The organism is Variovorax sp. GW821-FHT09B05 (genome assembly GCF_059418265.1).
In genome coordinates, this window is the sequence record NZ_JBWKPN010000011.1 from 14,582 (window position 1) to 39,986 (window position 25,405).

A 25,405-nucleotide genomic window follows, 5' to 3' on the forward strand; every position below is an offset into this window, starting at 1 on the left:
CCCCGAGGCTTCAGGCGTAGGCGGGACCGAGTCCCCGGCGCAAGCGAGCGCTCGCGAAGTCCACCAGCGTGACCAGCACGAACATCGCGAGCAGCACCGTCATCGCCTGCTGCTGCTGGAAGATCGAGAGGTGGAAGTACAGCAGTTGCCCGAGCCCGCCGCCGCCCACGAAGCCCAGCACCGCGGCCATGCGGATGTTCATCTCCCAGCGGTAGAGCGTGTAGGCCACCCACTGCGGCAGCACGATCGGCAGGCTGGCATAGCTGAAGGCCGCGACCGGGCCGGCGCCCGAGAGCGTCAGCGCGTGCTCGGGTTCGCGCGGCGCGTTCTCGAGCGCCTCGGCGAACAGGCGGCCCAGCACGCCCGTGGTGTGCAGCGCCAGCGCGAGCGCGCCCGCGAAGGGCCCGATGCCCGCGGCCAGCACCATCAGCGCGGCCCAGACCAGCTCGGGCACGCTGCGCAGCAGGTTGAGGACGAAGCGCGCCGTGTGGCGCGGCAGCCAGCCGGCGCGGCCGGAAGCGGGCAGCGCGAGCAGGGCACCCGCCAGCGCCGCGAGCACCGTGCCGAGCGCCGACACCGCGAGCGTCTGCAGCGCGCCATGGACGACCTTGGCGAGGAAGCCGCCCGAGAGGTCGGGCGGGAAGAACTCGGCGATGAACTTGCCCATGAGCGCGAGCGACTCGGCTGAGCCCAGCGCGCGGTAATCGATGCCGAGGTAGACGAAGCTCGCGACCACCGCCGCCGCGATCAGCAGCAGCGCGATGCGGCAGCGCAGGCAGGGCGGTGGGCGTGGCGGCAGGTTCATGCGAGCAGCCTGCGCAGCGCGTTGCTCAGCACGTCCGCCAGCAGCACCAGCAGCAGGAACACCAGCAGGATGCTGCTGGCCTCGCCGCCGTTGAGCATCTTCATCGACTGGTCCATCAGCTGGCCCAGCCCGCCCGCGCCGACGAAGCCCATCACCACCGAGGCGCGCACCGCGCATTCCCAGCGGTACACGGTGTACGAGGCCAGCTCCTGCGCCGTGTGCGGCAAGAGGCCATAGCACAGCGCCGCGAGCCGGCCGCTGCCGGCCTCGAGCAGCGCGCGCGCGGGGCGGGTGTCGGTCGATTCGAGGATCTCGGCGTAGACCTTGCCGAGCATGCCGCCATAGGTGATGGCCAGCGCCAGCACGCCGGCCGCGGGACCCAGGCCCAGCGCGCGCACGAACAGCAGCGCCCAGACGATCTCGGGGATCGCGCGCAGCACCATCAGCAGCCAGCGCGCCGCCTGCCGCACGATGCCCGCGCGCACGCGGCCCGGACCGGGGCCGATGCGCGAGATCGACAGCGCGCGCGTCGTCACGAAGGCCAGCGGTGCGCCGATCAGCAGCGCGAGCGCGGTGCCGGCCGTGGCCATGGCCAGCGTCTCGAGCGTGGCCTTGGCGAGCAGCGCGAGAAAGGCGGGCGAGCCATCGGGCGGAAGGAAGCCCGCGAGAAAGCCGCCGATGACCGCGAGGTTGCCACTGCCGAACAGCGCCCAGGGCTTGAACTCGGCCAGCGTCAGCATCGGCCACGCGACGACCAGCGCGGCGAGCCCGAAGCCGAGCCGGCGCCGCGCCTGCGGATCGCGGTGGACGGCGCTCGCGGTCAAGCGCAGCCCGGCCGCTGGAAGGCCGCCTCGGCCGCGACGGGTTGCGGCGCGCGCTGCAGTGCCACGCCGCCCTCGCTGGCATAGAGCGCGTCGAGCAGCGCGGGCGTGAGCTCGGCGGTCGGCAGGTCGAACATCAGCTGCCCGTTGCGCATGCCGACCACGCGCGGAAACCAGCGCAGCGCCAGGTCCACCGCATGCAGCGAGGCGACCAGCGTCGCGCCCGTGCTTTCGCTCTGCGCGACCAGCTGGCCCACGGCGGCATCGGCCAGCGTGGGGTCGAGCGCGGAGACGGGCTCGTCGGCCAGCAGCAGCGCCGGCCGCTGGTAGAGCGCGCGCGCGATGCCCACGCGCTGCAACTGCCCGCCCGAGAGCCGGTCGCAGCGCTCGAACAGGCGGTCCTCGAGCGACAGGCGCGCCAGCACCTCGTGCGCGCCGGCCATGTCGGAAGGATGGAACAGCGAGGCCAGCGCGCGCCAGCTCGACCACTGGCCGAGCCGGCCCGCGAGCACGGCCGTGACCACGCGCAGCCGCGGCGCGATCGGCGGTGCCTGGTGCACGGTGGCGATGCGCGCGCGCAATTTCCTGAGCGCAGCGGCCGGCAGTTGCCAGGGCTGCGCGTCGAGCGTTCGCACCTCGCCTTCGCCGGGTCGCAGCGCGGCCCCGAGCACGCGCAGCAGCGTGGTCTTGCCCGCGCCCGAAGGGCCGATGACCGCGAGGCGTTCGCCGTCGCGCGCCGCGAGCGTCACCCCGGCCAGCGCGCGCTGGCCGTTGGGGTGCACCACGCCCACGCCGTCGAGCGAGAAACCCATGCGCGCTTTCTCTCCCTGGTGCTTACTTGATCAGGCCGGCCGACTTGCCCGCCGTCTCGATGCCGTCGTAGTTCGACGACTGGGTCGGGATGAACTTGCTCGCGCGCTGCAGCGCCATGATCTCCTTGTGCGCCGGGTTGGCCGGATCGAGCTTGAGGAAGGCGTCGGTGAGCTTCTTCGTGAGCGCCGCGTCGAGGCCCGGGCGCACGGTCCAGTTGTAGTCGTAGTAGGTCGGCGTGGTCGCGAGCACGCGCACCTTGAGCGCATTGGGGTTCTTGGCTTCCACCAGCTTGTCCCACACCGAGGCGTTGAGGACGCCGGCCTCGGCGCGCGAGGCGGCCACGAAGGCCACCGTGGCATCGTGCGCGCCCGAGAACGCGACCGTCTTGAAGTCCTTCTCGGGGTTGATGCCGGCCTGCAGCAGGAAGTAGCGCGGCATCAGGCTGCCCGAGGTGGAGGAGGGCGCGCCGAACGCGAAGGTCTTGCCCTTGAGGTCCGCGAGCGTCTTCGCGCTGCTGTCCAGCGGCACGATGAACTTGCTGGTGAAGACCTCGTCCTCGGCGCGCTGCACGATCGGCACCGCGCCGCCGTTGGTGCGGATGCGCGCCTGCACGAAGGTGAAGCCGCCGAGCCAGGCGAGGTCGATCTTGTTCGTCGCCAGGCCCTCGACCACGGCGGCATAGTCGGTCACGGGCGTGAACTGCACCTCCATGCCGGTTTCCTTCTTGAGGTAGTCGCCCAGCGGCGTGAACTTGCGCTGCAGCTCGGTCGGCGCCTCGTCGGGAATGGCCGAGACGCGCAGCACGCCCTGCGCGAAGGCGCCGACGGCGGCGAGGGAGAGCGTGAGCGCGAGCGCGAGACGCAGGGGCTTTTTCATGGGAAGACCTTCGGTTCGGGTGGGGGAAAAGGGGTGTGCGGCGGGCATGGAGCGGGGCGGCGCGGGCGCTTCGATAATGGCGCCTGCTCCATCCTCGACGGACTTCGACATGACCGATCCTGCCTCGACTTCATTGCTGAATCCGCTCGCGCCGCTGCGGCTCACGAGTTTCTCTCATGGCGGCGGCTGCGGCTGCAAGATCGCGCCCGGCGTGCTCTCGCAGATTCTCAAGAACCATGGCGGCGGCCTGATCCCGCCCGAGCTCATGGTGGGCATCGAGACCGCCGACGACGCGGCCGTCTACAAGCTCAACGACGAGCAGGCGCTGATCGCCACCACCGACTTCTTCATGCCGATCGTGGACGACCCCTACGAGTTCGGCCGCATCGCTGCGACCAACGCCATCAGCGACGTCTACGCCATGGGCGGGCGGCCGATCATGGCGCTGGCCATCCTCGCGATGCCGATCAACCAGTTGCCGGTGGAGGTCATTGCCGAGATCGTGCGCGGCGGCCAGGACGTCTGCCGCGCCGCCGGCATCCCGATCGCGGGCGGCCACACCATCGATTCGGTCGAGCCGATCTACGGGCTCGTCGCCATGGGCCTCGTGCATCCCGACCGCGTGCGACGCAATGCCGATGCGAAGGCGGGCGACGTGCTGGTGCTGGGCAAGCCGCTGGGCGTCGGCGTGCTCTCGGCCGCGCTCAAGAAGGAGCAGCTGTCCGAGACCGGCTACCGCCAGCTGATCGAGAACACGACGAAGCTCAACACCCCCGGCATCGCGCTGTCGGCGCTCGAGGGCGTGCATGCGCTGACCGACGTCACGGGCTTCGGCCTCGCGGGCCATGCGCTCGAGCTCGCGCGCGGCGCGAAGCTCTCGGCTGTCGTCGAATGGTCGCGCGTGCCGCTGCTCGACCGCGTCGAGGCCATGGTCGCCGAGGGTTTCGTCACCGGCGCTTCGGGCCGCAACTGGGCCGGCTACGGCGCCGAGGTCGAACTCGCCGCGGGCCTGCCGCCGACCGCGCAGGCGCTGCTCAGCGATCCGCAGACCTCGGGCGGCCTGCTCGTGAGCTGCGCGCCGGCGGCCGTCGATGCCGTGCTGAAGGTGTTCGGCGACGAGGGCTTCGACCGCGCCGCCGTCATCGGCCGCGTGGAAGCGAACGGCCCCTCGCTGCGCGTCGTCCCCTGACCATACAGTTGCCCATCGCCCAAGCTTTTGGTGGGCAGTCGCCGTAGCGAGCAGCCCGAGGTCGGTGCGAGAAGCGCAGACGTACATGGGTACGTCGAGCATCGCAGCGCCGAGATCGGGCTGCGCAGCAGGCGAATGCCCGCCAAAAGGCGGAAGGGGGAAGGAGTCGAACCTTCCCGGCGACGACTGGCGCCACCCACCGGGTTTGAAGCCCGGCCGCCCCACCAGGGACGATCCCCTCCCATGTGCACGGCTCTTCACGGCCGTGCCTCGAACAGCACCGTGTCGGGCCGCAGCAGGTGCGTGTCCTTCACGCGCCGCGTGAACCCGACCCGGTCGAAGAACTCCAGCAGCTGGATCGCGCGCTTGCGGCCCAGTCCGGTCGCGTCCCGGAAACTCGCGGCCTGCAGGCCCTCGGGCCCCTGCAGGCAATCGCGCGCGATCGCCGCCAGGCGTTCGACCGTCGCCTGCGGATAGTACAAGTCCTTGACCACCTGGAAGGCCTCGCCGCGCCGCGCGAGGCTCGCGAGCGTCTGGCGCACCACGGCCTCGCTCGCGCCGCAGTCCTTGGCGAGGTCGCGCACCCAGGGCGGATCGAAGCCGCCATCGGCCAGCTTCGGCAACAGCTTCTGCGCGAGCTTCTGCTCGGCCTCGCCGAGCCGCGCCGCATGGTCGGGGCGGTGCAGCCAGGTGCCGCTGCGCACCAGCGCGCCGCGCGCCACCAGCGATTCGACCGCATGCCGCCACAGCGCATCGCCGGTGCGCGGGCCGGCCAGGCGCTTGAGGCGGCGCGCGTCGGGGCCGACCTCGTCGGGCGCGTCGCGGTGGAAGTCGTCGAGCCGCGCCACGATCCGGGCCTCGAGCGCGTCGAGCTGCTCGCGCGCGATGGCGGTGCCGGCGACGCGCTGCGCATCGCCGGGCAGCGGCAGCGCGGCCTCGTCGGCCAGCGAGAGGGCGCGCGCCACCTGCGCGGTGTCGAGGCCCAGCGGCGCATGGCGCAGCAGGGCCGCGATGCGCTCGTCGCGCGCTGCGAGGCGCCAGGCCGCGAGCGTGTCCAGACGCTCGGGCGTGCGCCGGTAGCGCACCGGCGCGAAGGGATCGAGCACGCGCGCGCCGGCCATGGTGCGCGTGGCCGAGGCATCGCGCAGCACGCCGCGGTCGCCGTGCCAGGCGGCGATCTTCTCGCGCAGCACCAGCTGCGCGAGCGCGGTCTCGCCGGGCTGCAGCAGTTCGCGGTCGAGCAGCGCGAGCGAGGCCATGGTGTCGCTCGCGCCCAGGTGCGCATGCACCGTGGTGCCCGAGCGCAACGCCTTGGCCTCGCCGGGCCACAGGCTCAGTTCGATGTCGATGCGGTCGGTGGCCAGCGCGATCGAGGGTGCGCAGATCCACTCGCCGCGATGCACCTCGTCCCTGGCCACGCCCGCGAGCGCGAGCGCGCAGCGCTGGCCCGCCTGCGCCAGCTCGGCCTGCCGGTTCTGCGCATGGATGCCGCGCACCCGCACCACGCGGTCGCCGGGCGCGATGCGCAGCTCGTCGCCCACGCGCACCTCGCCGCTGAAGGCGGTGCCGGTCACCACCGTGCCGACGCCCGCGAGCGTGAAGGCGCGGTCGACCGCGAGGCGGAAGGCCAGGCCGGGCTCGCGCGCGCGCTCGTCGCGCGCCACGGCCACGAGCCGGGCGCGCAGCGCCTCGATGCCCTCGCCCGTGACGGCCGAGACCGCGAACACCGGCGCGCCCGCCAGCGGCGTCGGCGCCAGCAGCGCCTCGACCTCGGCGCCCACCTCGGCCAGCCGCGCCGCGCGCTGCGCGGGGTCGATGCGGTCGATCTTGGTGATCGCCACCGTGGCGCCGCGCACGCCGAGCAGCGCCACCACCGCGAGGTGCTCGCGCGTCTGTGGCATCACGCCGTCGTCGGCCGCCACCACCAGCAGCGCATGCTCGATGCCGGTGGCGCCGGCCAGCATGGTGTGCAGCAGGCGCTCGTGGCCCGGCACGTCGACGAAGCCCAGCGACACGCCCTCGGGCGCGTGCAGGTAGGCATAGCCGAGCTCGATCGAAATGCCGCGGCGCTTCTCCTCGGGCAGCCGGTCGGTGTCGACGCCGGTCAGCGCGCGCACCAGCGAGGTCTTGCCGTGGTCGATGTGGCCTGCGGTTCCGATGATCATGGCGCGAGCATCACATGAAATTGCGCGTGTGCAGTTCGGACAGCCGCTCGGCCTCGGCGCGCGCGAAGCCCAGCCGCGCGAGGCGCGCGCGCCGGCCCGCCGCCATGTCGCGCTGCAGCTGCTGCACGGCCGCGTGGCCGCGCGCGACGGCCACCGGCGACAGCGCCCCCGCGGCCAGCAGCACCAGCGCGTCGAACACTTCCTCGTTGAGGCCCGCGGTGGCGGCCAGCGCGTCGTAGCGCAGCTCGATCGCGTTGCGCAGCCGGGCCTGGAACTCGGGCTGTACCGACAGCCGGTACTCGAGGTGCGCCATGCCGAAGGCCACGTGGCGCGCCTCGTCGCGCGCGGCGAGCCGCGCGATCTGCCGCGTCACCGGGTCGGGCGCATGCGCCTGCAGGAAGTTGAGCAGGTTGACGAAGCTGCCCTCGCCGAGCACGGCCAGCAGGAAGGTGGCGATCGAGAAGTCGGGCGCCTCGAACAGCGTGCGCAGCGAGGCCTGGCCGCCGGCCGTCGACAGCGCGGGCTCGTGGCCGCGCAGCGTGGCACGCCGCGTGAAGACCTCGATGTGCCGCGCCTCGTCGGCGCACTGCAGCGCCAGCAGCTGCAGCACCTCGCGGAAGTGCGGATGGATCTGGCCCAGGTGGCGCGCGGGCACCAGCAGCGCGGCGTTCTCGTTCTCGATCAGGTAGGTCATCACCTGCACCACCGCGGCCTCGATGGCCGGCGGCAGTTCGAACGGCGCCGCCCAGTCGATGGCGGTGGCCGGGTCCCACTGGGCCGCCGCGGCCTGCGCGTAGAGCTCGCCCGCGGTGGCGGCCCAGAGCTCGTGGCGCCGGTGCAGCGAGAAGAAGAAGTCGGGACTGCCGGCCTCGACCGTCGCGCCGCGCGCGGCCAGTCCCCAGCCCGGCAAGGCATCGGCCTCGGTGCCGCCAATCGCATGGCCGGTGGGCTGCGCGCCGCGCCAGCGGCCCTCGGCATGCGGGCCGCGCGTGATGCGGGCGAGCGTCATGCCCTCGTCGTCCTGCTCGAAGCGCAGCGGATGGCCCTGGCCGCGGCACCAGGCCTCCAGGTGCAACTCCCAGGCCGGCGCCGTGCCGCGCACGCGCAACTCGCCGCCCACGGGCCGCTCGGCCAGCGCGCGGCGTATGAGCAGCAGGGCGCCCTGGTCGAGGCCCAGCGACTCAATATCGATAGCCGGTGGCGGTGATGCGGCCATCGCCGTCGTAGAAACGCTCGTCGTCGACCGCGCGCTCGAGCAGCGCATAGCCGCTGGTGCGGCCGGCGCGCCATTCGCGCAGGCCCTCGAGCTCGAGCAGCGGGCGCACCTGCGGGTCGTCCCAGCGCATCGCCATCAGCAGCGACACGAAGCGCTCGATGAGCGCGGCCGGCGCGTCGGGACTGGTGGTGAAGTTGCAGTGGTCGTAGGCGCCGGTGCGCGCCAGCACGCGCGTGCTGCCCGCGGGCAGGGTGCCGTCGAGGCCGAAGGCCAGCAGGTTGCCGTCGATCAGGCAGCAGGCGTCGATCTCGCCAGCGCGCAGCGCCACGGCCGCGTCGCGCTCGCCGCCGATGTGGTCGCCATGCTTGCCGCCGAGCACGTCGAACAGGCGGGGATGGAAGTCGCGCGACTGCACCAGGCCCGCGCCGCGCAGGTGGTCGAGCGGGATCAGCGTGGCCTGCGGCGAATCGGCCGCGCCGAAGCCGATGGTCTTGCCGCGCAGCTGGTCGAGCGACTGCACCGGGCTGTCGGCGCGCACCACGATGGCCGAGCGCAGGTCGCAGTCGGTGTCGCGCATGGCCACGGCGCGCACCTGCTGGCCGCGCGAACGTGCGATGCGATCGGCGCGCACCCAGGCCAGCGGCGAGTTCCAGGCCAGGTGGATGCTGCCGTCGAACTGCGCCTCGACCTGGCGCTCGTAGTTCGAATACAGCAGGTAGTCGAAGGCCAGGCCGTGCTGCGCGAAGAAGGCCTTGAAGCCTTCCCAGATGGTGACGACCTTGGGCGCGTAGGCCACGGCGCCCATGATCAGCGTCGGTTCGGACACGGGCGCCTCCTCAGAACAGCGGCAGGCCGGTGATGGCCTTGCCGATGAAGTCGTAGAGCACGTCGGAGGTCGGCGCCATCACGCTCGAGGCGCGCGCGTCGCGGAACAGCCGCTCGATGCCCGCCTCCTTGCGGAAGGCCGCGCCGCCGCACACGCGCATCGCGGTGTCGGTGACCGTCAGCGCGGACTCGGCCGCGGCGGCCTTGACCTCGAGCACGCGCAGCATGGTGTCGGCACGGCCCGCGCCGATGGCGGCGATGGTGTCGTCGAGCAGGGCCTGCGCCATGTCGGCCTGGATGCGGGCGCGCGCGAGGTAGGCGCGGATGGTGGGCAGGTCGGCCAGCGAGCTGTCGAGGTGCACGTGCTTCGTCTGGCTCACGTGGCCGATGGCGCGCGCCAGGGCGCCGTTCATCAGGCCCACCGAGCAGGCGGCGCTGAGCACCGAGAACCAGGGCAGCACCACGCCCATCATGGTGTCGAAGCCCTTGCCGTCCTCGCCGAGGCGATCGCTCGCGGCGACGCGCACGCCCTTCGCCGCGATCGGCGTGGAGGCGTTGCCGCGCAGGCCCAGGCCGTCGAAGCGTCCGGGCTGGCTCAACCCCTCGGCCTTGGCGCCGACCAGCCACAGCGTGCTCGCGCCTTCGGCGGCCAGCGGCTTGCTCGACCACACATAGCTGTCGGCCTCGAAGGCCGAGGTGACCCAGCTCTTGCGCGCATCGAGCACCACGCCGTCGCCGTCGGCGCGCGCGGTGCCGGTGGGAGCCCAGAAGTGGCTGCGCGAGTCGGCCTCGGAGAAGGCCAGCGTGCTCAGGTGGCGGCCTTCGGCGACCGCCTTGCGCACGGCCTCGGGGCCCTGCTGCTCGAGCACCGCGGTGGCGCAGTAGTGCATGCAGACCACCATCGCGGTGGAGGGGCAGGTCTGCGCGAGCTGCGCGACCACCTGCGCGGCCTCCTTGAGGCCCAGGCCCTGGCCGCCCACCGCGGTGGCCGAGACCAGGCCGAGCAGGCCGGCCTTGCCGAGCGCCTCGATCGCCTCGCGCGGGAACCGCGCCTCGGCATCGGTGCGGGGGGCCAGCGGCTGGAGGACTTCCTTGTCGATATCGGCGAGCGCGTCGAGCGGGTTCATCGCATTCTCCTGAGGTCGGGGTTGAGGGACATCACTGGAGCCGCTCGCGCAACAGGGCGAGCTGGGCCGAGAAGGGGGCGCTGTCTTCCAGGCAGCGCAGGTCGAGCAGCAGCCGGTCCTCGGCGATGCGGCCGATGACCGGCAAGGGCAGGCCGCGCAGTGCGGTGGCGAGCGCATCGAGCGCGGTGCCGAGGCCTTTCTTCGCGGTGCCGGCCGGCGCCAGCGCGAGGCCGGCCGAGGGCAGGCGCTCGATGGGCAGCGAGCCCGAGCCGATCTGCCCGAGCAGCGGCACCACCTCGACCGTGAAGCGCGGCGCCACGGCCTCGCGCACGGCGGGCAGCAGCGCCTGCGCCAGCTCGCGGATCGCATCGGCCGGGCGCGTGAGCAGGCGCAGCGTCGGCAGGTCCTTCGCGAGGCGCTCGGGCCGCAGGTAGAGCGACAGCGTGGCCTCGAGCGCGGCCAGCGGCAGCTTGCTCATGCGCAGCGCGCGCTTCATCGGGAACTTGCGGATGCGGCCCACGGCCTCCTTGCTGCCGACGATGAGGCCGGCCTGCGGGCCACCGAGCAGCTTGTCGCCCGAGAAGGTGACCACGTCGCAGCCGGCCGCGAGCATCTCCTGCGGCAGCGGCTCGCGCGGCAGGCCGTAGTGCGCGAGGTCGACCAGCGAGCCGCTGCCGAGGTCGGTGGCCAGCGGCACGCCGCGCGCATGGGCGATGCCGGCCAGCGTGGCCTCGTCGACCGCGGCGGTGAAGCCCTGCACCGCGTAGTTGCTGGTATGGACCTTCATCACGAGCGCGGTGCGCGCGTTGATGGCGCGCTCGTAGTCCTGCGGATGGGTGCGGTTGGTGGTGCCGACCTCGACCATCTGCGCGCCCGCGCTGGCCATCACGTCGGGCATGCGGAAGGCGCCGCCGATCTCGACCAGCTCGCCGCGCGAGACGATCACCTCGCGCTCGCGCGCCAGCGCCGCGATGGTCAAGAGCACCGCGGCCGCGTTGTTGTTGACCACGGTCGCGGCCTCGGCGCCGGTGATGGTGCGCAGCAGGTCTTCGACCAGCGAGTCGCGGTCGCCACGGCTGCCGGTGGCGAGGTCGTACTCGAGGTTGTTGGGCGAGGTCATGACCTCGAGCAGCCGCTGCAGCGCGGCATCGGCCAGCAGCGCGCGGCCGAGGTTGGTGTGGATGACGGTGCCGGTGAGGTTGAGCACGCTGCGCATGCGCGGCGCGAGGCGTTGCGCGATGCGCTGCGCGAGCGTGGCGTCGAGCGCGCCGGCCTGCACCTCGGCGGCGGGCAACTGGCCGGCCAGGGCACGCGCGCGCAAGGCATCGAGCAGTGCGCGGGCCTCGCCGGCCACCAGCGTGTGGCCATGCTCGGCCACGAGGGCCTGCGCGGCGGGAGCGCGCAGCAGTCGATCGACAGAAGGCAGATCCTGGGGCCTTGCCGTCGAGCCGTGGACCACGGACTCTTCGGGCGCTGCCATCAGCCGCCTCCGCCGTCGTCGGGGATTTCGGGGTCGCCGAACAGCAGCATCAGGTTGTGGCCGCTGCGCTGGTGGCCGTTCTCCGACACCAGCAGGTCGAGCGTGACGCTCGCGAGGTCGTCGGCCACCGGTTCGACCTCGGGGTCTTTCTCCATCGCGATCTGCTTGAGGTAGTGGCCGCAGGTGTCGCAGCACTCGGCCTTGACCGCGCCCTCGCGCGCGCCGGTGGCAGGCAGCGCGACACCGGGCTCGGGCGTCAGCGATTCGAAGTGGATGCCCTTGGTGCTCTCGCAATGCGTGCACTTGATGCGCACGTAGTGCCACTCGGTGCCGCACAGCGCGCAGTGCAGGTAGCGGAAGCCCGCCTCGTCGGCGCCGATGCGCGTGATGCTCGCGGTGGGCGCGCTGCCGCAGCAGGGGCAGAGGTTGCCGGGGTCGGTGCGGCCGAAGATGTTCTCGCCATGCCGTTGCGCCACCTGCAGCACGAGCTGCGTCCAGTAGACCTGCAGGCCGGCCGCGATCAGCGGCGCGGCCGCGAGGTCGAGGCCGAACATGATGCGGCGCGACAGCCTGTCGGCCTGCTGCTCGAGCCAGTCGTCGTCCGCCGCGACCACGCGGTCGAGCGTGTCGCGTGCCGGGCCGTCGGACAGCCGCGCGCGGAACAGGCCGAGCAGGCGGCGCAGCTCGGCGCGCCAGACCGGATCGCGCGGCCAGCCGAAGGCCGGCAGCGGCGGCTTGAGCGCGCGCGACGCGGCCTCGAGCGCCTCGGCCTCGGGCAGCGCGACCGGCGCGTGGTCCTGCAGCACCTGGTGCTGGGCCTGCGCGAGGTCGGCGATGAAGATCAGGTACTCGCGCATCGGGTGCGAGGCCGCGAGCTGGCGCAGCCGCAGCTGCCGGTCGGAGAAGGCCGCGGCGCGCACCGGCAGCCGCAGGAAGGGCATCTGCCGCCCCGCCTGCATGGCGATCTGCTCGGGCTCGAGGACGCGCGTGGTGCGGATCGGTGGGCTGCTGCTCATCCGGACGACTCTACAGCGAATCGCCCGGATCGCAATGCAGGGTGGATGCTCATTCGCCGCGCGTCATCTTGCGATGCCACAGCGGATGATTGAGCTTGGCCCAGCCTTCGGTGACGGTGCCGCGCGTCATCGCGCGCAGGGTGCCCTTGACCCAGATGGCGGCATAGATGTGCGTGATCACCGAGAGGATCAGCACCACGGCCGAGGCCGCATGCACCACCACCGCGATGCGCCGCACGAGGATCGGGAAGAAGTGGACGAACCACGGGCTCCAGAACATGAAGCCCGTGACCAGCAGCAGGAGCAGGCTGATGCCGAAGGCCCAGAACACCAGCTTCTGGCCCGCGTTGTACTTGCCCACCGGCGGCATGCTCGACTTGTCGCCCTTGAGCATCTTCGGCGCGTTGGCGATCCATTCGCGGTCGCCGCGGTCGAGCATGTTCTCGCGCCACATGGTGAAGAACAGGAACGCGAAGCCCAGCACCATCAGCACACCGAGGAAGGGATGCAGGATGCGCGTCCACGGCCCGCCGCCGAACAGGTTGGTGAGGAAGAACAGCGCCGGATGGAAGAAGGCCAGCCCCGAGAGCGCGGCCGCGAAGAACATGATCGCGACGAACCAGTGGTTCATGCGCGTGGCATCGCGGTAGCGGCGAAGGTAGTAGCGGGTCATCGCGTCTCTCCTCGGGTCTCTCCTCGGGCCGATGCCGGCGGTTCCTCGATCACCACCACCTCGTCGGGCTTGCCGTCGAGGTCGGCGTCCGGATGGTCTTCCTTGGGCTCGATCGGGCCGGTCTTCATGTAGTGGAAGAAGCTGCCGACCACCGCGCCGATCATCGCCACCATGGCGAGCGGCTTGGCCACGCCCTTCCACAGCGAGACCAGCGGGCTGATCTGCGGATCCTTCGGCAGGCCGGCATAGAGGCCGGGCCGGTCGGCATGCTGCAGCACGTACATGACGTGCGTGCCGCCGACGCCGGCCGGGTCGTAGACGCCGGCGTTCGAGAAGCCGCGTTCCTTGAGGTCGACGATGCGTTCCGAGGCGTACTCGTGCATGTCCTCCTTGGTGCCGAAGTGCAGCGCGCCCGTGGGGCAGGCCTTCACGCAGGCCGGTTCGAGGCCCACGCCCACGCGGTCGGAGCACAGCGAGCACTTGTAGGCCTTGTTGTCGGCCTTGCTGATGCGCGGCACGTCGAAGGGGCAGCCGGTGACGCAGTTGCCGCAGCCCACGCAATGCTCGCTGATGAAGTCGACGATGCCGTTGGCGTACTTGACGATCGCGCCCGGCGAGGGGCACGACTTCAGGCAGCCGGGGTCGTCGCAGTGCATGCAGCCGTCCTTGCGGATCAGCCACTCGAGCTTGCCGGCCTCGGGCTCGACCTCGGAGAACTTCATCACCGTCCATGAGGAGGGCGTGAGGTCGACCGGGTTGTCGTAGGTGCCGTGCGTGGTGCCGACCTCGTCGCGCAGGTCGTTCCACTGCATGCACGCGACCTGGCAGGCCTTGCAGCCGATGCAGGTCGACACGTCGATCAGCTTCGCGACCTGCTGCACCTGCGGGCGGTTGCGGACCTCGGGCGAGGGCGTGGTGGTGGCCGAGCGGGCGAGGATGTCTAGGGTTTGAAGAGAGGACATCGGTCAGGCCTTCTCGATGTTCACGGTGAAGGACTTGTATTCCGGGGTCTGCGTGTTCGCATCGCCCACGAACGGGGTCAGCGTGTTCACCAGATACCCGGGCTTCGCGATGCCGACGAAGCCCCAGTGGTTCGGCAGCCCCACGGTGTGGACCGTGCGGCCGTCGACCTGCAGCCCGACGATGCGCTTGGTGACGACGGCCACGGCCTTGATGAAGCCGCGCTTGCTCGACACCTTGACCATGTCGCCATGGCCGATGCCCTTCTCCTTCGCGAGCTCCTCGCCGATCTCGACGAACTGCTGCGGCTGGATGATGGCCGAGGTGCGCACGTTCTTGGTCCAGTAGTGGAAGTGCTCGGTGAGCCGGTAGCTGGTGGCCACGTACGGGAAGTCCTTCGGCACGCCGAGCCGCTCGAGGTCGCCCTTGAAGATGCGCGCGGCCGGGTTGGCGCGTGCCTTCTCGTTGTTCGGGTGCATCAGGTTGTTGACCAGCGGCGACTCGAAGGGCTCGTAGTGCTCGGGCAGCGGACCCTCGGCCATGCCGGTGGGCGCGAACAGCCGCGCCACGCCCTCGGCCGTCATGATGAAGGGCCGCACCGCGTCGGCCTCCATCGGGTTGGCGTCGGGGCGGATGTCGGGCACGTCGGCGCCGGCCCACTGCTTGCCGTTCCACGCGACCAGCGGCCGCTTGGCGATCCAGGGCTTGCCGGTGGCCGGGTCGGTGGAGGCGCCGTTGTAGAGGATGCGCCGGTTGGCGGGCCAGGCCCAGGCCCAGTTCTGCACCATGCCGATGCCGAAGGGATCGGCATTGTCGCGCCGCGCCATCTGGTTGCCGGCCTGGGTCCAGGCGCCCGCGTAGATCCAGCAGCCGCTGGCGGTGCTGCCGTCGTCGCGCAGCAGGCCGAAGCCCGCGAGCTGCTCGCCGGCCTTGGCCGTTGGCGGCTTGGTCGGGTCCTTCGGATCGAGCAGGTCGGTCAGCGCGCGGCCGTTGTATTCCATCGCCAGTTCCTGCGCGGACGGCGAGTGTGGAATCTTGTAGGGCCAGGTCAGCTTGACGATCGGATCGGGGAAGGCGCCGCCGTCCTTGATGTAGGCCTGGCGCATGCGGTTGAAGATGCCGGCCACGATCTCGATGTCGCCCTTGGCCTCGCCCGGCGGCTCCGCGCCCTTCCAGTGCCACTGCAGCCAGCGGCTGGAATTGGTGAGCGAGCCGTCCTCTTCCGCGAAGCAGGTGGAGGGCAGGCGGAACACCGTGGTCTGGATGTCGGCGGTCTTGACGTCGTGGAACTCGCCGAAGTTGCGCCAGAACTCGCTGGTCTCGGTCTGCAGCGGATCGATGGTGACCAGGAACTTGAGCTTGGAGAGCCCGTCGACGATCTTCTTCTTGTCGGGGAACGAGCCCACCGGGTTGAAGCCCTGGCAGATGTAGCCGTTGAGCTTGCCCTGGTTCATGAGCTCGAAGGCCTGCAGCACGTCGTAGAGCTTGTCGATCTTCGGCAGGTAGTGGAAGGCCCACTCGTTGTCGGCCGTGGCCGCGTCGCCCCACCACGATTTCTGCATGCTGACGAAGAACTTGGGGTAGTTCTGCCAGAAGCTCATCTGGTTGGGCCGCAGCGCCTTGAGCGCGCGGGTCTTGTAGTAGTCGGGCAGGTTCTGCTCGCTGTCACGCGCGAGCGACATGTAGCCCGGCAGCGAGTTCGACAGCAGCCCCAGGTCGGTCAGGCCCTGGATGTTGCTGTGGCCGCGCAGCGCGTTCATGCCGCCGCCCGGCACGCCGATGTTGCCCAGCAGCAGCTGCACGATGGCGCCGGTGCGGATCATCTGCGAGCCCTGGCTGTGCTGCGTCCAGCCCAGCGCGTACATGATGGTCATGGTGCGCGTGGGCACGCTGGTGCTCGCGATGTACTCGCAGACCTTGAGGAACTTGTCCTGCGGCGTGCCCGTGATGCGGCTCACCAGCTCGGGCGTGTAGCGCGAGTAGTGCCGCTTCATCACCTGCAGCACGCAGTTCGGGTCCTGCATGCTCATGTCGACCTTGGCCATGCCGGCCTCGTCGAGCGCGTAGCCCCACGACTTGGGGTCGTAGTTGCGCTTCTCGGCGTTGTAGCCGCTGAACAGGCCGTCCTCGAACTTGTAGTCGGGCCCGACGATGAAGGGCGCGTTGGTGTAGTTGCGGACGTACTCGGTCTGGATCTTGTCGTTGCTCAGCAGGTAGTTGATGACCCCGGCGAGGAAGGCGATGTCGGACCCCGCGCGCACCGGCGCGTAGTAGTCGGCCATCGCGGCCGAGCGCGTGAAGCGCGGGTCGACCACCACCAGGCGGGCCTTGTTCTGTTTCTTGGCTTCGATGACCCACTTGAAGCCGCAGGGATGCGCCTCCGCGGCATTGCCGCCCATGATCAGCACGACGTCCGCGTTCTGGATGTCCTGCCAATGGTTGGTCATCGCGCCTCTGCCGAACGTCGGGGCCAGACTGGCCACCGTCGGTCCGTGTCAGACGCGTGCCTGGTTGTCGAACACCAGCATTCCGGTCGAGCGGAATGCCTTGTGCGTGATGTAGCCGGTTTCGTTGGACGAGGCCGAGGCACAGAGCATGCCCGAGCTGGTCCATCGGTTGACGGTCTTGCCTTCGGCGTTGGTGGTCTGGAAGTTGGCGTCGCGGTCGGCCTTCAGCAGCTTGGCGATGCGGTCGAGCGCCTCGTTCCAGCCGATGCGCTTCCACTCGGTGCTGCCGGGCTCGCGCACCTCGGGGTACTTCAGCCGCATCGGGCTGTGCACGAAGTCCAGCAGGCCCGCGCCCTTGGGGCACAGCGTGCCGCGGTTCACGGGGTGGTCGGCATCGCCCTCGATGTGGAGGATGTCGGACACCACGTTCTTCGCCTTGTCGCCCAGGCTGTACATGATGAGCCCGCAGCCCACCGAGCAGTAGGGGCAGGTGTTGCGGGTCTCGGTGGTGCGCGCGAGCTTGAAGTTGCGGGCCTCGGCCAGCGCGGCGGTCGGCGAGAAGCCGAGCGCCACGATGCTGGAGCCGACCAGCCCCGCGCTGCTCACGCGGAAGAATTGCCGGCGGTTCATGTCCATGACGGAACCTCCGGCGACGCTGAAGTGGGTTGTCGTTTCATCGTGGTCTTCTTCTGTGGGGTGGGAAGCGAAAGCGGATCTTCTTTTCTTATTTGGGTGCGGCGCCGTCACCACCCGTCGGAGGTGGAGTACCGCCCCCCGATGAGCCGCCGCCCTGGCCGCTCATGCCGCCGATGGCCGCGCCGCCTTCGGACGGGCCCTTGTGGGCGGAGGAGGCATCGACCGCATCGCCCGATGCGGCGGGCGTGACGCCCGTGGGGCTGGCACCGGAGGCTGCGGCGCCGGGTGCGGCACTCGCACTGGGCTTGGGATCGCAGGCGGCGAGCAGCACGCCCAGCGCGAGGCACAGGGCGAGAGTGGGCAGACGCTGACATCGTGTCATCGAGACTCCTTGGGGGAAGGGGGTCCGGCGATGGATTCTTCTTGTTCCGGCCGGCCCGGACCTGGCGCCATTGCCGGTCCGTGGAGGCTGGATGTTTGTTGCATCATGCTTCAGCAACTGTCCGCGATCAAGGCCGCGGCGGGTAGGAGAGGGCCGCAATAACCCTCGGATGCGCGGCCCGCCGGGTCGCTCGGCTATCGTCGCGGCCATGAACGCTTCCCTCCGCCTGGGTTGGCGCACGCTCTGGCGCGACCTGCGCGCCGGCGAGCTGCGCCTGTTGATCGTCGCCGTGCTGCTGGCCGTGGCCGCGCTCACGGCCGTCGGCTTCTTCGCCGACCGGTTGCAGGGCGGCCTGAAGCGCGACGCGCGCCAGCTGCTGGGCGGCGACGCGGTGATCGTCAGCGACAACCCGACGCCCGAGGCCTTCGTGGCGCAGGCCCGCTCGCTGGGGCTGCAGTCCGCGGGCACCTACGGATTTCCGACCATGGCGCGGGCCGACGATGCGCAGGGCGGCGCGAGCAAGCTGGTGGCGCTGAAGGCGGTGGCCGAGGGCTATCCGCTGCGCGGCAACGTGCAGACCGCCACCGCCCTCGGCGCGCCGGGCGCGGTCACGCGCGACGTGCCGGCACCGGGCGAGGTCTGGGTCGATGCCTCGCTGCTCGACTCGCTGGCGCTGAAGGTCGGCGACACGCTGCTCTTGGGCGACACCGGCCTGCGCGTGGGTCGCGTCATCACGCTCGAGCCCGATCGCGGCGCGGGCTTCATGAGCTTCTCGCCGCGCGTGATGCTCAACCAGGCCGACGTGCCGCGCACCGGCCTCGTGCAGCCGGCCAGCCGCGTGGGCTACCGGCTCGCGGTGGCGGGGCCCGATGCGGCGGTGAAGCGCTTCGTCGACTGGTCCGAGGCGCAGATCAAGAAGGGCGAGCTGCGCGGCGTGCGGCTCGACTCCTTCGAGAGCGGCCGGCCCGAGATGCGCCAGACGCTGGACCGCGCCGAGAAATTCCTGAGTCTGGTGGCGCTGCTGGCGGCGCTGCTGTCGGCGGTGGCGGTGGCGCTGGCCGCGCGCGGCTTCGCGGCCAATCACCTCGACGACTGCGCGATGCTGCGCGTGCTGGGCCAGAGCCAGCGCACCATCGCCTGGGCCTATGCCTTCGAGTTCGCGGTGGTCGGGCTGGTGGCCAGTGCGCTCGGCGTGGCGATCGGCTTCGGCGTGCACTACGTGTTCGTGCTGCTGCTCGCGGGCCTGGTCGAGACCGCGCTGCCCTCGGCCACGCTGTGGCCCGCGGCCTTCGGTCTCGGCATGGGCCTCACGCTGCTGTTCGCCTTCGGGCTGCCGCCGGTGCTGCAGCTCGCGCGCGTGCCGCCGCTGCGCGTGATCCGGCGCGACGTGGGCGGGCTCAAGCCGGCCTCGCTGGCGGTGCTGGGCATCGGCGTGGCGGGCTTCGCGGCGCTGCTGATGGCGGCCAGCAGCGACATCAAGCTGGGCCTGATCGCGGTCGGCGGCTTCGCGGGCGCGGTGGCGGTGTTCGCGCTGCTGAGCTGGCTCGCGGTCAAGCTGCTGCGGCGCAGCGTCAACGAGACCACCGCGCCGCGCTGGCTGGTGCTGGCCACGCGGCAGATCTCGGCGCGGCCGGCCTATGCGGTGGTGCAGGTCAGCGCGCTCGCGGTCGGCCTGCTGGCGCTGGTGCTGCTGGTGCTCTTGCGCACCGACCTGGTGGCGAGCTGGCGCAAGGCCACGCCGCCCGATGCGCCCAACCGCTTCGTCATCAACGTGATGCCCGACCAGAGCGAGGCCTTCCAGAAGGCGCTGCGCGGCGGCGGCGTCGACAAGTTCGACTGGTACCCGATGATCCGCGGCCGCCTGATCGCGATCAACGACAAGCCCGTGACGCCCGACGACTACAGCGAGGACCGCGCCAAGCGGCTGGTGGACCGCGAGTTCAACCTCAGCAACAGCGCCGAGGCGCCCGCGCACAACAGCATCGTGGCCGGCCGCTGGACGCCCGGCGCGCAGGGCGAGGCGAGCGTGGAGGAAGGCCTGGCCGAGACGCTGGGCCTGAAGCTCGGCGACCGCCTGCGCTTCGACATCGGCGGCATGCAGAACGACGCGCGCATCACCTCGCTGCGCAAGGTCGACTGGGGCTCGCTGCACGCCAACTTCTTCGTGATGTACACGGTGCCCTCGCTGCCCGACGTGCCGACCACCTACATGGGTGCCTTCCGCGCGCCCGAGACCAAGGGCTTCGACAACGCGCTGGTGCGCGCCTTCCCGAACGTGACCAACGTCGACATGAGCGCCACCATCAACCAGGTGCAGACGGTGCTCGACCAGGTGATCCGCGCGGTCGAGTTCCTGTTCGGCTTCACGCTCGCGGCCGGGCTGGTGGTGCTGTTCGCGGCCGTCACCGCCACGCGCGAGGAGCGCGCGCGCGAATTCGCCGTGATGCGCGCGGTGGGCGCGCGCGCCAGCCTGCTGCGCCAGGTGCAGCGCGCCGAGCTCGCGGGCGTGGGGCTGCTCGCGGGCTTCCTCGCGAGCATCGTGGCCTCGGTGATCGGCTGGGGCCTGGCGCGCTTCGTGTTCGAATTCACCTGGACCGCCTCGCCGCTCGTGCCGGTGGCCGGTGCGCTCGCCGGTGCGGTGCTCGCGCTGGGCGCGGGCTGGTGGGGGCTGCGCGAGGTGCTGCGCCGGCCCGTGGTCGAGACGCTGCGGCGCGCGGCCGAATGAGCTGAGTCGCAAGCAAGCCATCGCGCCGATTTTTTTCGCGCGCTGATCGGAAAGGGGCCGGGAGTGCACTACATTCCCCGGCCCTGCTTTTTTGTGAATCGACTTTCCCGCATGCGCCTGGCGTCCTTCCAGATCACCCACTTTCGCTCGATCAACGACAGCGGTCCCATCGAACTCTCCCGGATCACCACGATCCTCGGCCGCAACGACACCGGCAAATCCAACCTGCTGCGCGCGCTGCACAGCCTGAACCCGGCCGAAGGGCCGGTGAGCGCGCTGAGCCCGATCAAGAACTTTCCGCGCCACCGCCGCCTGAGCGAGTGCACGGCCGACACGCCCGTGGTCCACACGCGCTGGCGCCTCGAGCCGCAGGAGCAGGCCGAGCTGGTGCGCATGCTGCCGCGCGCCTCGGGCGTGAGCCACGTGACGGCGGGCCGCGGCTATGGCCCGGCGCGCTGGGCCGGGCTCGAGGGCCTGGGCGACCTGTCGATCGACGTCGGCGATGCCAAGGGCAAGATCCGCAAGATCGTGCCGGCCGTGAAGGCCGCGGCAGAGAAGCTGGCCGACGAACTGCGCGCGCCGCTCGAGCAGGCGGCCGACGCCTTCGATGGCGCGATGATCCTCAACCCCGACCTGCTCAAGTGGTCCGAGGGCGCGCAGCTCGCCCTGGCAGCGCTGCGCCAGGCGCTGGCCACGGCCGGTGCCGAGCTGGCCGACAAGCCCGCGCAGATGGTGACGGAGCTCGAGGAGCTGTCGCTGTCGATCGTCAGCGACGGGCCCGCGCTCGCACGCGCCAAGGCGTGGATCCTCGAACGGTTGCCGCGCTTCGTGTTCGTCGACGAGTACCCCGCGCTGCAGGGCCGCCAGAACATCGCCGACTACCTATCGAGCGAGGCGCGCGACCATCTCTCGAGCGCGCAGCGCAGCTTCGGCACCCTGTGCCGCGCCGCCGGCCTCGATCCGCGCGAGCTGCATGCGCTGCACGAGCGCGGCGACCAGGCCACGCGCAACCAGCTCGTGAACCGCGCGGGTGCGGCGATGACCGCCGAGATCCGCCGGCTGTGGAAGGACCGGCCGCTCAAGGTGCGCTTCAACCTCGACGGCGACGAGTTCGACACGCTGGTGTCCGATCCGGGCGGCGCCTACGAGGTCGAGGTCGGGCTCGACGAGCGCAGCCGCGGCTTCCAATGGTTCTTCGCGTTCCACGTGGCCTTCTTCGCGGGCCTGCGCGGCGAGGCCGGCGAGCAGGGTGACGGCGCCATCGTGCTGCTGCTCGACGAGCCCGGCCTGCACCTGCATCCGCGCTCGCAGGCCGACCTGCTCGCGCACTTCGAGCAGGACTTCGCGCAGCAGATCGTCTACACCACGCACTCGCCCTTCATGGTGCCGGCCGGCGAGAAGGCCTCGGTGCGGATCGCGCAGCTCGAGGGCGGCGCGGGCACCACGCTGAGCAGCCGCGAGCTGGCGGCGATCACCGGCAACGCGCGGATCGGTGCGCTGTTCGATCTGGCGCAGGAGCCGCCGGTCGCAGTGGCCGAGTCGGCCGCAGCGACCGTGCCAGCCGAACCGGCGGTCGCCGCCGTGCCCGCCTGAGTCAGTCCCGCCTGTCGCCTTCGTCGGTCGGCGGCGGAAACATCCGCTCGACCGCGAAGTCCACGAAGGCCCGCACCTTCGGCGACAGCTGCCGGCTCGACGGCCACAGCGCCGAGAACTGGCCGCGGTGCGTGACGTGGGGCGCGAGCACGCGCTGCAGCTCGCCGCGCGCCAGCGCATCGCGCGCGAGGAAGTCGGGCATGAAGCCGATGCCGAGCCCGGCGATGGCGGCGCCGAGCATGGCCTCCATGTTGTTGCACAGCATCGTGCAGGGCAGCCGCTCGGGCAGGCCCGGCAGGGTCCAGTCCTCGATGCGCGTGCCGGTCACGAACTTGTAGCGCAGGCAGGCATGGCCGGCGAGCTCGGCCGGCTGCTGCGGCACCCCATGGCGCGCGAGGTAGGCCGGCGCGGCCACCAGCAGGAAGCGGAACGGCCCGAGCCCGCGCGCCACCAGCCCCGAATCGACCAGCTCGCCGCTGCGGATCGCCACGTCCACGCCCTCGGCGATCACGTCGACCAGCCGGTCGTTGAAGTCGAGGTCGAGCTCGATCTGCGGATAGCGGGCCTGGAAGTCCGGCAGCATCGGCAGCAGGAAGCGGTAGCCGATGGTCGGCAGGCTCACGCGCAGCCGGCCGCGCGGCTGGGCGACGGCGTCCTGCATCATCGCGCGCGCATCGTCGAGCTCGTCGAGGATGCGGCGGCAGCGCTCGTGGAACATCGCGCCTTCCTGCGTGAGCCGCACCTGGCGCGTGGTGCGGTTGAACAGCCGCAGGCCCAGCTGCTGCTCGAGCCGCGCCACGTTCTTGCCGACCGCCGAGGCGGAGATGCCGAGCAGGCGCCCCGCCTTGGCGAAGCTCAGAAGGTCGGCCGCCCGCACGAAGGATTCGAGGCCGCTGAAACTGTCCATCGATTGGCAACCTCAGGTTGGGAGTGAGTGGAGCAATGCGCCCATTCTCTTTGCATTCAATCATTTTTATCTTCTCTTCACGCCGAGGAGGGCGTCGGCCGGGCCTCCGGGCCGGCGCCGCCCGGCCCTGTCTTCGGTCCTGCGTGAAGGGTGTCCATGTCTTCTTCCTTGTCTTCGTCGGCGTCTTCGTCTTCCCCGGCGCCGCATCCGTACTGGCTGCTCGCCGCCGTCTGCCTGGCCGCGATCGGCATGCCGCTGAGCTTCACCGGCCCGGCCGTGGCGCTGCCCGCCATCCATGCCGCGCTGGGCGGCAGCCCGGTGCAGCTCAACTGGGTCACCAATGCCTTCATGCTGAGCTTCGGCGGCACGCTGATGGCGGCCGGCGCGCTGGCCGATGCCTACGGGCGCAAGCGCGTGTTCGTGCTCGGGCTGCTGCTGATCCTGCTCGGCAGCCTGTTCGCGGTGTGCGCGCCGGGCATCGTGTGGTTCGACCTCGCGCGCGCCGCGCAGGGGCTCGGTGCGGCCGCGGCCTTCGCCGCCGGCACCGCCGCGCTGGCGCAGGTCTTCGACGGCGCGGCGCGCACGCGCGCCTTCAGCCTGATCGGCACCTCGTTCGGCGCCGGCCTCGCCTCGGGCGCGCTGCTCGCGGGCTGGCTCGGCGAGCGCTTCGGCTGGCAGGCCGTGATGTGGAGCCCGGCGCTCGTGAGCCTGGCGGCGCTGCTCATCGGCGCGGCGTGCATGCGCGAGTCGCGCAACCCGCAGGCCATGGGCCTCGACGTGCCCGGCACCCTGAGCTTCACCGGCGCGCTGAGCCTGCTGACGCTGGGCGTGCTGCAGGCGCCCGACAGCGGCTGGGGCAGCCCCTGGGTGATGGGCGCGCTGGCCGGCGCCGTGCTGCTGGGCCTCGTCTTCGTCGCGATCGAGCGCCGCGTCGCGCATCCGATGCTCGACCTGACGCTGTTCCGCTATCCGCGCTTCGTCGGCGTGCAACTGCTCGCGAGCGCGCCGGCCTATGCCTTCGTCGTGCTGCTGGTGCTGCTGCCGATCCGCTTCGTCGGGCTCGAGGGGCGCGACGTGGCCGAGACCGGCCGGCTGATGCTCGCGCTGTCGGGGCCGATCCTCGTCGTGCCGACCCTGGCCGCGTGGCTCGCGCACCGCTTCTCGGCCGGTGCCATCTCGGCCGTGGGGCTGCTGGTCTGCGCCGTGGGCCTCTATGCGCTGGGCCGCTGCGCGCCGGGTGCGGCACCGCGCGAACTGCTGCTGCCCCTGCTGCTGATCGGCGGCGGCATCGGCCTGCCCTGGGGCCTGATGGACGGCCTCGCGGTCGGCGTGGTGCCGCGCGAGCGCGCGGGCATGGCCTCGGGCATCTTCAACACCGTGCGCGTGGCGGGCGAGGGCATCGCGCTCGCGCTGGTGGGGGCGGCACTGACGGCGCTGGTGGCGGCGCGGCTGGCGCACCTGCCGGGCGTGTCGGAATCGTCGGCCGCCTCGCAGGCCGCGCAGCAGGTCACGACCGGCGGCCTGCAGCAGGCGCTCGTGCTGCTGCCGGGCCTGGACCGCGCCGCGGTGCTGCAGGTGTATGGCGATGCCTTCGCCACGCTGCTGCTGGGGCTCGCGGCCGTGACGGTGCTGACGGCGGTGGTGGTGTTCGCGTTCCTGCGCGGCGAGGAGCAAGCGCAGGGGGCCGAGGCGGCGCTGAACTGCCCGGCGTCCTAGCTAGCCGCCACCTTGGTGAAGCCGTCGCGCGGGCGTCACAGCGCGGCCGCCTCGAACACCTCGCGCAGCCACTGCGTGAACACGCGCACGCGCGCCGACAGCTGCCGGTGCTGCGAATACAGCACCGACACCGGCATCGGCGGCGGCGCGAAGCCGTCGAGCACCACCTGGAGCCGCCCGTCGGCCAGCTCCGCGGCCACGCGGTAGCGCGGCACCTGCACCAGCCCCAGGCCCGCGACGGCCGAGCCGGTGTAGAGGTCGGTGCCGGTGACCGACACGGTGGCCGGCAGCTGCAGCGTGCTCACGCGGCCGTCGACGGTGAATTCGAGCGGCACCGGCTTGCCGGTGGCGCTCGAGAGGTAGTCGACCGCGCGGTGCGTCGAGCCGGGCGCGGCCAGCGCCGCGGGATCGGCCGGCTCGCCGTGCCGCGCCAGGTAATCGGGGCTCGCCACCGTGACCTGCGGCAGCAGCGCGATGCGGCGCCCGACCATCGAGGAGTCCTGCAGCGTGCCCGCGCGCAGCACGCAGTCGACGCCCTCGCGCACCAGGTCGATCAGCCGGTCGTCCTCGCCGATGTGCAGCGTCAGCTCGGGATGGCGCGCCAGGAAGTCCGGCAGCGCCGGCACCACGAAATGCCGCGCCAGCGTGCCCTGCAGGTTGACGCGCAGCAGCCCCTTGGGCGCCGTGTCGCGGAACAGCCCCTCGGCTTCCTCCATGTCGGCCAGCAGCCGCACGCAGCGGCGGTAGTAGGCCTCGCCGTCCTGCGTGAGCCGCACGGTTCGCGTGGTGCGCTCGAGCAGCCGGGTGCCGATGCGCTGCTCGACGCGCTTGATCAGGTTGGTGACGGTGGCGCGCGGAATCTGGAGGTCTTCCGAGGCCTGGGTGAAGCTCTGGCGCTCGGCGATGCGCACGAAGGCCTGCATTTCCTGGAAGCGGTCCATGGCGGTGTCGCCGGTCTATTGTTGAAGTAAATGGAATGGTAATGGCTGTTTGGCGGTGATTATCTTTTGGACGGAACGATCGAAGATTCGTC

Annotated in this window: 19 protein-coding genes and 1 tRNA gene; 4 read left to right on the forward strand and 16 right to left on the reverse strand. The window is 71.4% G+C overall.

The genetic code is table 11. The features are described from left to right. Window positions 1-10 precede the first annotated feature (10 nt). The 4 genes from phnE to AC07RM_RS26080 are packed head-to-tail and all read right to left on the reverse strand — an operon-like array spanning window position 11 to window position 3,315. Window positions 11-805 carry a phosphonate ABC transporter, permease protein PhnE gene (phnE, locus tag AC07RM_RS26065; protein ID WP_495336410.1) on the reverse strand — a complete coding sequence of 265 codons (795 nt, stop codon included), beginning with the start codon at window positions 803-805 and terminating at the stop codon, window positions 11-13. Then, the gene (locus AC07RM_RS26070; RefSeq protein ID WP_495336411.1) at window positions 802-1,629 is read right to left on the reverse strand and encodes a PhnE/PtxC family ABC transporter permease; all 828 of its coding nucleotides are present in this window, start codon (window positions 1,627-1,629) and stop codon (window positions 802-804) included. The genes phnE and AC07RM_RS26070 overlap by 4 nt, the downstream gene beginning before the upstream one ends. Beyond that, window positions 1,626-2,438, reverse strand: coding sequence for a phosphonate ABC transporter ATP-binding protein (locus AC07RM_RS26075; RefSeq protein ID WP_495336412.1), 813 nt, complete (start codon window positions 2,436-2,438; stop codon window positions 1,626-1,628). The genes AC07RM_RS26070 and AC07RM_RS26075 overlap by 4 nt, the downstream gene beginning before the upstream one ends. Window positions 2,439-2,460: 22 nt before the next feature. Continuing rightward, complete coding sequence (locus AC07RM_RS26080; protein WP_495336413.1) at window positions 2,461-3,315, reverse strand: putative selenate ABC transporter substrate-binding protein; 855 nt, start codon at window positions 3,313-3,315, stop codon at window positions 2,461-2,463. A 109-nt stretch (window positions 3,316-3,424) separates the two neighbouring features. On the opposite strand from AC07RM_RS26080, the gene selD reads away from it, so the two are divergent. After that, window positions 3,425-4,504, forward strand: a complete 1,080-nt coding sequence (gene selD / locus AC07RM_RS26085; RefSeq protein WP_495336414.1) for a selenide, water dikinase SelD — start codon at window positions 3,425-3,427, stop codon at window positions 4,502-4,504. 150 nt (window positions 4,505-4,654) lie between these two features. On the opposite strand, the gene AC07RM_RS26090 is transcribed toward selD, so the two are convergent. The 10 genes from AC07RM_RS26090 to fdnG form a co-directional block, all read right to left on the reverse strand. Then, a tRNA-Sec gene (locus AC07RM_RS26090) sits at window positions 4,655-4,747 on the reverse strand. A gap of 14 nt (window positions 4,748-4,761) precedes the next feature. Beyond that, window positions 4,762-6,669 (reverse strand): selenocysteine-specific translation elongation factor, encoded by a 1,908-nt coding sequence (gene selB / locus AC07RM_RS26095; protein ID WP_495336415.1) that lies wholly within the window; start codon window positions 6,667-6,669, stop codon window positions 4,762-4,764. 10 nt (window positions 6,670-6,679) lie between these two features. Continuing rightward, window positions 6,680-7,885: a ferritin-like domain-containing protein gene (locus AC07RM_RS26100; protein ID WP_495336416.1), complete on the reverse strand. Its 1,206-nt coding sequence runs from the start codon at window positions 7,883-7,885 to the stop codon at window positions 6,680-6,682. Then, window positions 7,851-8,711, reverse strand: coding sequence for a phosphate/phosphite/phosphonate ABC transporter substrate-binding protein (locus tag AC07RM_RS26105; protein WP_495336417.1), 861 nt, complete (start codon window positions 8,709-8,711; stop codon window positions 7,851-7,853). Before AC07RM_RS26105 ends, AC07RM_RS26100 begins: the two co-directional genes overlap by 35 nt. Window positions 8,712-8,721: 10 nt before the next feature. After that, on the reverse strand, window positions 8,722-9,837 hold the full coding sequence (locus AC07RM_RS26110; RefSeq protein ID WP_495336418.1) for an acyl-CoA dehydrogenase family protein: 1,116 nt from the start codon (window positions 9,835-9,837) through the stop codon (window positions 8,722-8,724). A gap of 31 nt (window positions 9,838-9,868) precedes the next feature. After that, complete coding sequence (gene selA / locus AC07RM_RS26115; RefSeq protein ID WP_495336419.1) at window positions 9,869-11,317, reverse strand: L-seryl-tRNA(Sec) selenium transferase; 1,449 nt, start codon at window positions 11,315-11,317, stop codon at window positions 9,869-9,871. Next, complete coding sequence (fdhE, locus tag AC07RM_RS26120; protein WP_495336420.1) at window positions 11,317-12,333, reverse strand: formate dehydrogenase accessory protein FdhE; 1,017 nt, start codon at window positions 12,331-12,333, stop codon at window positions 11,317-11,319. Before fdhE ends, selA begins: the two co-directional genes overlap by 1 nt. 49 nt (window positions 12,334-12,382) lie before the next feature. After that, on the reverse strand, window positions 12,383-13,006 hold the full coding sequence (locus tag AC07RM_RS26125; RefSeq protein WP_093340870.1) for a formate dehydrogenase subunit gamma: 624 nt from the start codon (window positions 13,004-13,006) through the stop codon (window positions 12,383-12,385). Then, window positions 13,003-13,968, reverse strand: coding sequence for a formate dehydrogenase subunit beta (gene fdxH / locus AC07RM_RS26130; protein WP_296791915.1), 966 nt, complete (start codon window positions 13,966-13,968; stop codon window positions 13,003-13,005). The genes AC07RM_RS26125 and fdxH overlap by 4 nt, the downstream gene beginning before the upstream one ends. A gap of 3 nt (window positions 13,969-13,971) precedes the next feature. Beyond that, complete coding sequence (fdnG, locus tag AC07RM_RS26135; RefSeq protein WP_495336421.1) at window positions 13,972-17,049, reverse strand: formate dehydrogenase-N subunit alpha; 3,078 nt, start codon at window positions 17,047-17,049, stop codon at window positions 13,972-13,974. A 590-nt stretch (window positions 17,050-17,639) separates the two neighbouring features. Here fdnG and AC07RM_RS26140 point away from each other — a divergent pair. Together AC07RM_RS26140 and AC07RM_RS26145 are read left to right on the forward strand one after the other, a co-directional pair. Next, entirely contained in the window at window positions 17,640-20,156 is a 2,517-nt protein-coding gene (locus AC07RM_RS26140) for an ABC transporter permease (RefSeq protein WP_296778798.1), read from the forward strand. 111 nt (window positions 20,157-20,267) lie between these two features. Further along, entirely contained in the window at window positions 20,268-21,749 is a 1,482-nt protein-coding gene (locus tag AC07RM_RS26145; protein ID WP_495336422.1) for an AAA family ATPase, read from the forward strand. Between the two features lies 1 nt (window position 21,750). Here the strand turns inward: AC07RM_RS26145 and AC07RM_RS26150 are convergent, their stop codons facing one another. Beyond that, the gene (locus AC07RM_RS26150; RefSeq protein ID WP_495336423.1) at window positions 21,751-22,656 is read right to left on the reverse strand and encodes a LysR family transcriptional regulator; all 906 of its coding nucleotides are present in this window, start codon (window positions 22,654-22,656) and stop codon (window positions 21,751-21,753) included. A 156-nt stretch (window positions 22,657-22,812) separates the two neighbouring features. On the opposite strand from AC07RM_RS26150, the gene AC07RM_RS26155 reads away from it, so the two are divergent. After that, window positions 22,813-24,372, forward strand: a complete 1,560-nt coding sequence (locus tag AC07RM_RS26155) for an MFS transporter (RefSeq protein WP_495336424.1) — start codon at window positions 22,813-22,815, stop codon at window positions 24,370-24,372. A gap of 35 nt (window positions 24,373-24,407) precedes the next feature. Here the strand turns inward: AC07RM_RS26155 and AC07RM_RS26160 are convergent, their stop codons facing one another. Then, window positions 24,408-25,313 carry a LysR family transcriptional regulator gene (locus AC07RM_RS26160; RefSeq protein WP_495336425.1) on the reverse strand — a complete coding sequence of 302 codons (906 nt, stop codon included), beginning with the start codon at window positions 25,311-25,313 and terminating at the stop codon, window positions 24,408-24,410. Window positions 25,314-25,405: the final 92 nt, after the last annotated feature.

What these genes read in the sequence shown, in the direction of transcription:
- phnE (WP_495336410.1), bottom strand. Translation starts at nt 805, where the DNA reads ATGAACCTGCCGCCACGCCCACCGCCCTGCCTGCGCTGCCGCATCGCG.
- AC07RM_RS26075 (WP_495336412.1), bottom strand. Translation starts at nt 2,438, where the DNA reads ATGGGTTTCTCGCTCGACGGCGTGGGCGTGGTGCACCCCAACGGCCAG.
- AC07RM_RS26080 (WP_495336413.1), bottom strand. Translation starts at nt 3,315, where the DNA reads ATGAAAAAGCCCCTGCGTCTCGCGCTCGCGCTCACGCTCTCCCTCGCC.
- selD (WP_495336414.1), top strand. Translation starts at nt 3,425, where the DNA reads ATGACCGATCCTGCCTCGACTTCATTGCTGAATCCGCTCGCGCCGCTG.
- selB (WP_495336415.1), bottom strand. Translation starts at nt 6,669, where the DNA reads ATGATCATCGGAACCGCAGGCCACATCGACCACGGCAAGACCTCGCTG.
- AC07RM_RS26100 (WP_495336416.1), bottom strand. Translation starts at nt 7,885, where the DNA reads ATGGCCGCATCACCGCCACCGGCTATCGATATTGAGTCGCTGGGCCTC.
- AC07RM_RS26110 (WP_495336418.1), bottom strand. Translation starts at nt 9,837, where the DNA reads ATGAACCCGCTCGACGCGCTCGCCGATATCGACAAGGAAGTCCTCCAG.
- selA (WP_495336419.1), bottom strand. Translation starts at nt 11,317, where the DNA reads ATGGCAGCGCCCGAAGAGTCCGTGGTCCACGGCTCGACGGCAAGGCCC.
- fdhE (WP_495336420.1), bottom strand. Translation starts at nt 12,333, where the DNA reads ATGAGCAGCAGCCCACCGATCCGCACCACGCGCGTCCTCGAGCCCGAG.
- AC07RM_RS26125 (WP_093340870.1), bottom strand. Translation starts at nt 13,006, where the DNA reads ATGACCCGCTACTACCTTCGCCGCTACCGCGATGCCACGCGCATGAAC.
- fdxH (WP_296791915.1), bottom strand. Translation starts at nt 13,968, where the DNA reads ATGTCCTCTCTTCAAACCCTAGACATCCTCGCCCGCTCGGCCACCACC.
- AC07RM_RS26140 (WP_296778798.1), top strand. Translation starts at nt 17,640, where the DNA reads ATGAACGCTTCCCTCCGCCTGGGTTGGCGCACGCTCTGGCGCGACCTG.
- AC07RM_RS26145 (WP_495336422.1), top strand. Translation starts at nt 20,268, where the DNA reads ATGCGCCTGGCGTCCTTCCAGATCACCCACTTTCGCTCGATCAACGAC.
- AC07RM_RS26150 (WP_495336423.1), bottom strand. Translation starts at nt 22,656, where the DNA reads ATGGACAGTTTCAGCGGCCTCGAATCCTTCGTGCGGGCGGCCGACCTT.
- AC07RM_RS26155 (WP_495336424.1), top strand. Translation starts at nt 22,813, where the DNA reads ATGTCTTCTTCCTTGTCTTCGTCGGCGTCTTCGTCTTCCCCGGCGCCG.
- AC07RM_RS26160 (WP_495336425.1), bottom strand. Translation starts at nt 25,313, where the DNA reads ATGGACCGCTTCCAGGAAATGCAGGCCTTCGTGCGCATCGCCGAGCGC.